This is a genomic window from Actinosynnema sp. NPDC059797, from assembly GCF_042732085.1.
In the GTDB taxonomy this organism is placed as follows: Bacteria; Actinomycetota; Actinomycetes; order Mycobacteriales; family Pseudonocardiaceae; genus Actinosynnema.
The window spans coordinates 1-5867 of sequence record NZ_JBHWIE010000411.1 but is presented as its reverse complement, the minus strand read 5'-3'; the positions used below and the strand labels follow the sequence as shown (position 1 = coordinate 5867).

Annotated in this window: 5 protein-coding genes; 4 read left to right on the top strand and 1 reads right to left on the bottom strand. The window is 74.5% G+C overall.

Annotation, left to right across the window (positions count from 1 at the left end; genetic code table 11):
* The 4 genes from ACFV4N_RS38570 to ACFV4N_RS38555 all read left to right on the top strand — a co-directional run.
* On the top strand, positions 1-940 hold a 940-nt coding region (locus ACFV4N_RS38570; RefSeq protein ID WP_499677629.1), incomplete at its 5' end, for an SGNH/GDSL hydrolase family protein.
* 104 nt (positions 941-1044) lie between these two features.
* Positions 1045-3153 carry an iron-containing redox enzyme family protein gene (locus ACFV4N_RS38565; protein ID WP_499677628.1) on the top strand — a complete coding sequence of 703 codons (2109 nt, stop codon included), beginning with the start codon at positions 1045-1047 and terminating at the stop codon, positions 3151-3153.
* A gap of 13 nt (positions 3154-3166) precedes the next feature.
* Positions 3167-4993 carry a carbamoyltransferase family protein gene (locus ACFV4N_RS38560; protein ID WP_499677627.1) on the top strand — a complete coding sequence of 609 codons (1827 nt, stop codon included), beginning with the start codon at positions 3167-3169 and terminating at the stop codon, positions 4991-4993.
* Between the two features lie 27 nt (positions 4994-5020).
* A complete protein-coding gene (locus ACFV4N_RS38555; protein WP_499677626.1) occupies positions 5021-5176 on the top strand; it encodes a hypothetical protein in 156 nt (51 codons plus the stop codon).
* Positions 5177-5212: 36 nt separating this feature from the next.
* Here ACFV4N_RS38555 and ACFV4N_RS38550 read toward each other — a convergent pair whose 3' ends face one another.
* On the bottom strand, positions 5213-5608 hold the full coding sequence (locus ACFV4N_RS38550) for a MauE/DoxX family redox-associated membrane protein (RefSeq protein ID WP_499677625.1): 396 nt from the start codon (positions 5606-5608) through the stop codon (positions 5213-5215).
* Positions 5609-5867: the final 259 nt, after the last annotated feature.

The window sequence follows — 5867 nt, the reverse complement described above, 5'->3', positions numbered from 1 at the left end:
GCTCAACACCGACGCGGGCGGGTTCCGGCTCGGGTCGGGGCCCGACGGCCCGTGCTCGCTGCTGGAGAACCACCCCGGCGGCGAGGTGAGCGTGCTGCTCGGCGGTTCGCCCGCCTTCGGCTTCGGCGCGACCTCCGACGAGCGCACCATCACCTCGGTGCTGTCCCGGGGCGAGGGCGCCGCGACGTGGTTCAACCTCGGCGCGCCCGCCTACAACTCGACCCAGGAGCTGGTGCTGTTCATGCTGCACCGGCACCAGCTGCCGCGGGTGCGCGACATCATCGTGTTCTCCGGCCTGAACGACCTCGTGGTCGCGGGCCTGCCCGACGCCCGCGCCGACTACGGCCAGTTCTTCTTCTCCGGCGAGTTCTTCACCCAGCTCGGCGTGCCCGAGGCGGGCAACCAGCTCCGGCAGCCGAAGTGGGCGCTGGGCCGGCTGGCCAAGCGGATCGGCCTGTCGGGCGGCGCCGCGAAAGAGGACGGGGAACCGCAGGCGCCCACGCCCGAGGAGCGGGTCGACACCGCGGTGGCCCAGTGCTCCCGCGACCTGGACCGCCTGCTCGAACTGGCCGCGCCGACCGGCGCCCGGGTGCACTTCGCGCTCCAGCCCACCGCGCTGTGGACCGGCAAGCGGCGCACGCCGGAGGAGCGGGCCCTGATCGACGACGCCGACCGGGAGCGGGCGGCGGTGTGGAACCTGTTCCGGCCGATCCTCGACCGGCAGGTGTACGAGCGGTACCGGGACCGGCTGGCGGCGGTGTGCGCCGAGCGGTCGGTGTCCTTCTTCGACACCAACCCGGCGCTGTCCGGCGACGACTGGTTCTTCGTGGACCTGGTCCACCTCAACGACGAGGGGAACCGGGTGGTCGCGGAGGCCATGCGGGACGCGCTCGGGCTCGACGGCGAACGACTCGACAGCGAGCTGGAGGGGGTCGGCTGATGTTCCGCAGGATCGCGCGGTTCTTCCGGCGGCGCAAGCGCAAGCGCCGCAACGACAACTCGATCTACCCGATGTTCTAACCGGTCCGGACCTGGGGGGCAGCCGTGTCGGACGCGGAGTACCGCACCACGTACCTGCGGGCGCTCGACCCCGAGTGCCCGTCACCCCGCGCCGGCGAGCTGCCCCGCATCCGGGCGGCCCTCGCGGCGGCCGGGGAGCACGACGGGGAGGATCCCGACCTTGCGGTCCTGGTGGACCGGGCCCGGGAGTGGGCGGTCGAGGAGGGCCGCCGGTTCCGCGAGGTCCTCGGCGGCCCGGACCGGGGTTCGGCGCGCGACCGCGTGCTGAACAACTGCGCGCCGCTGGCGCTGTCCGCGGGCGCGTGGCTCCAGTGGCTCTCCAGCGCCGGCAACGCGGAGACCGACCTGGCGCTGCGCGTCCTGGCGCTCTACGCCCAGGACGTCGGCGTCGGCTACCCGCACGCCGACCGCGGCAGCGACTACCGGGCGGTCCTGCGCGCGCACCGGCTGCTCGACGAGGCGCCCGGCGTGCGGCTCGCGGGCAGCGACCAGGTGGAGAGCTTCAGCTTCCGGTTGCCCGCCCTGCTGCTGGCCATGAGCCGCCTGCCGGAGCTGTTCCTGCCCGAGCTGGTCGGCGCGGACCTGCACCTGCGCGCGGTCGGCCTGCTGCCGCCGCTGGCCGGGCTCGACCCGGCCGACCTGGGCGTGCCCGCGGAGACCCTGGACCTCGGCGCGCGGCGGCGCGAGGACCCGCGCACGGCGCTGGAGCTGTCCCTGTCGGCCGCCGAGGCGGTGCTAGACGGCGGCGCGGGCGACCGCCTGCGGCACGGCTTCCGGTGGGCCGGGCAGGAGCTGCGGACCTGGTGCGCGGCGCTGCTGCGGGAGACCGAGCTGGCCACCCACCCCGACTACGACATGTGGCGGCTGATCTGGGCCAGGGCCAGGCAGGCGGCCGTCTACCACGCCGACTTCCCGCTGGAGGGCAGGCCGCTCGCCGAGTGGTTCGCCGACGTCGACGCCGGGCCGGGCGCGTTCCTGGACGCGCTGGCGCGCAGCACCCTGGTCCGGCCGGGCAGGCCCGACCGCAGCCCGCTGCTGCGCGGCCTCATCGGCGAGAAGGGCCGGATGTTCCGCATCTTCACCGACGACGAGGTGGCGGTGCTGCGGCGGTGGATCGCCGGCCTGTCGCCGGACGGGTCGGCCCCGGGCGCCGCCGGGCACGAACGGCTGCACCGCGCGCAGCGGTCGTGGCACCGCCCCGACGACCCGCCCACCGCCGCGCCCACCACGACCGGGGACGACGATTTCGGCAGGCCACCGGCCCGCGAGGCGTACCGCGCGCTGCTCAGCCGCGACGACTCCCCCGGCCTGCGCCGGTACGCGCACGACTACGTGACCCGCTGGCTGGCCCGCTCCGCCTACGGCCTCGACCGGGCCCGGCGGGCGCTGCCGCCGCGCTGGGACCCCGAGACCGGGTTGCGCGGCTGGCTCGCCGCCGAGCACGACCGGCACGCCGCCGAGCACGACGCGGGCGAGCCCCGGCTGCCCACCCGCGAGGAGCTGGTCGACTCGACCCTCCAGCTCGCCCCGCTGATCATGATCGACGGCGGCTGGCTCCAGGGGTTCACCGACCACCAGCTCGCCTCCTCCCCCACCGGGCAGTTCCTGTTCCAGACCTACTGGGACGAGCTGGGCAACGGCGTGTGGGAGCTGAACCACCCGAAGATCTACCGCGACCTGCTCCGCCAGATGGGCGTCGACCTGCCGCCGACGGACTCGCCGGGGTTCAGCGCCCACCCCGGGTTCCACGACGAGTCGTTCGAGCTGCCGGTGTACTGGCTGTGCATCTCCCGGTTCCCGCGCACGTTCCAGCCCGAGATCCTGGGCCTGAACCTCGCGATGGAGCTGTCCGGGGTCGGTGGCAGCTACCGGGACGCCCGGGTCGGCCTGCTGCACCACGGGTTCAGCACGCAGTTCGTCGACCTGCACAACACCATCGACAACGTCTCCACCGGGCACTCCGCCTGGGCGGTCGACGCCATCGACAGCTACCTGGCCGAGCAGCCCCGCGACGACGGCGAGGTGTGGCGCCGCATCCGGGTCGGCTACCGGTCGCTCAACCCGCCCGAGGGCGTCGCGGCCTCCCTCTACAGCACCCTGAAGACCCGTACCGCACGGTACGCCCGGCGATGAGGAGCCGATCCGCGTGGCCACCGCAGCACTCGGTATCTCCGCCTTCTACCACGACAGCGCGGCGGCGCTGGTCGACGCCGGCGGCGTCGTGGCGGCCGCCCAGCAGGAGCGGTTCAGCAGGCGCAGGCACGACTCCGCGTTCCCGGACCTGGCCGTCCGGTACTGCCTGGAGGAGGCCGGCGCGAAGCTGGACGACCTGGACGCCATCGCCTACTACGAGGACCCCCGGCTGAAGTTCCGCCGCGTCCTGTCGACCTTCGTCGCCACCGCGCCCGGGGCGTGGCGCGCCTTCCGCGACGTCGTGCCGGCCTGGCTCGCGTGGAAGGCGAGGGCCGGCGCCGAGGTCCGCGAGCGGCTGCGGGAGCTGGACCTGGGCGCGCCGCCGCCGGTCCGGTACTACCGCCACCACGAGTCGCACGCCGCGTCCGCGTTCCTGCCCAGCCCGTACGCGTCGGCGGCCGTGCTGTGCGTGGACGGGGTCGGCGAGTGGGCGACCACGACGATCTGGCACGGCCGCGGCAACCGGGTCGAGCCAGTGGCCGAGCTGCGCTTCCCGCACTCCCTGGGCATGCTGTACTCGGCGTTCACCTACTTCTGCGGGTTCAAGGTCGACTCCGGCGAGTACAAGCTGATGGGCCTCGCCCCGTACGGCAGGCCCACCTACGCGCCGCTGATCCGGGAGCGGCTGGTCGACGTCAAGCCCGACGGCTCGTTCCGCCTGGACACCTCGATGTTCGAGTTCCTGCGCGGCCAGGTGATGACCGGGCGGGCGTTCGAGGAGCTGTTCGGCGGGCCGCGCCGGGAGCCGGAGGGCCCGCTCACCGAGCGCGAGTTCGACCTCGCCGCCTCGGTGCAGCAGGTGACCGAGGAGGTCATGCTCGGCCTGGCGCGGACCGCGCGGGAGCGCACCGGCGAGGCGAACCTGTGCCTGGCCGGCGGTGTCGCGCTGAACTGCGTCGCCAACGGCAAGATCGTGGAGCGGGCGCTGTTCGACGACGTGTGGGTCCAGCCCGCGGCGGGCGACGCCGGTGGCGCGCTGGGCGCGGCGCTGCTGGCCGCCGACCCGCCCCGCGACCACGTCCGCGCGGGCCGGGACGCGATGCGCGGCGCCCGGCTGGGCCCCTCCTACGGCGACGAGGAGATCCGCGCCTACCTGGACGCGCACGGCCTGCCGCACCGGCGGCTGACCGAGGCCGAGCTGTCCGACGAGGTCGCCGGGCTGCTCGCGGGCGGCAAGGTGGTCGGCTGGTTCCAGGGCCGCATGGAGTTCGGGCCGCGCGCCCTGGGGTCGCGCTCGATCCTGGGCGACGCCCGCGACCCCCGAATGCAGTCGGCGATGAACCTGAAGATCAAGTTCCGCGAGTCGTTCCGGCCGTTCGCGCCGGTCGTGCTCGCCGAGGACGCCACCGAGTACTTCCGGCTGCGCGGGTCGAGCCCGTACATGCTGGTCGTCGCGCAGGTCGCCGAGGCGCAGCGGCTGCCGGTCCCGGACGACGCCGGCGCGAGCGGGCTGGACCTGCTGCGCGTCGCGCGGTCGACGATCCCCGCGGTGACCCACGTCGACCACTCCGCCAGGGTGCAGACCGTCACCGCGGACACCGACCCGAAGCTGCACCGGCTGCTGACCGGCTTCAAGGCCCGGACCGGCTGCCCGGTGCTGGTGAACACCTCGTTCAACGTGCGCGGGGAGCCCATCGTGGCCACCCCGGAGGACGCCTACCGGTGCTTCATGCGCACCGACATCGACGCGCTGGCCCTCGGCAACACCCTGCTGCTCAAGGACGAGCAGCCGGAGTGGCGCGAGGAGCGCGACTGGCGCGACGAGATCCCGCTCGACTGACCCCGGGTACCGCAGGAGGAGATCGTGATGGTGGTGGTGCGCCGCGTCGTCGTGCCGGCGGTGCTGCTGGTGGTGTACCTGCTCGTGGTCACGCCGATCGCCGTGGTGGCCCGGCTGCTGGGCGACCCGCTGCGGCGGCGACCCGACCGCGCGGCCACCAGCTACTGGACCGACCTGCGGTGACGCCGGTTCGGTGTGCCGAACGCCCCGCGTTCACCGTCAGTGGTCCCCCCGGCGCCCGAGGGGCGGTCGGAGCAGGCCCGCGACCTCCGGCAGCAGGTACCCGGCCATCGCCAGGACGAAGCCGCCGGACAGCGCGATCAGCGGCGGCACGGCCGGTTCCACCGCCGCGCCCACCGCGAACACCACCGCCCGCCCGATCGTCCAGCCGGTGACCGGGCCCTCGCCGCGGAAGCACCCGCACGGCGCGCCGGGACGCCGCTTCCGCAGGCGCACCAGGTGAACCGCGAACGCCGCGTAGAGGACGGCGACCGCGTACGGCGTCACCACCACCGACGCGGCGACCACCAGCTCCAGCGCGGCGAGCGCCCGCCTGCCGCGCAGGTGGCCGAGCGCGGCGAACACCAGCAGCAGGGCACCTCCCACGGCGAACACGGGTTCAAACCTATCCGCGCCGCACGGCTTCGGGGAGACCACCGGGCGGTCCGGGCGAGCTGGTGAGCGCCGTCACGGGTGTTCTAGCGTCCCCGCCGTGACCGCCGAACAGAGCCTGGACCTCGTGTCGCCCGGAGGGGACCGCGTCGTCGTCACGCTGCCCGCGACCGCGCCGGTGTCCAGCGTCGCGACGGCCGTGCGGTTCGCCGGCGGCTCCTACGGCACCGGCTTCCAGATCGGTCCGCGCGGCTACCACGAG

Excerpts from the sequence above, each read along its gene's own strand:
- ACFV4N_RS38555 (WP_499677626.1), top strand. The coding sequence starts at position 5,021 with ATGGTGGTGGTGCGCCGCGTCGTCGTGCCGGCGGTGCTGCTGGTGGTG.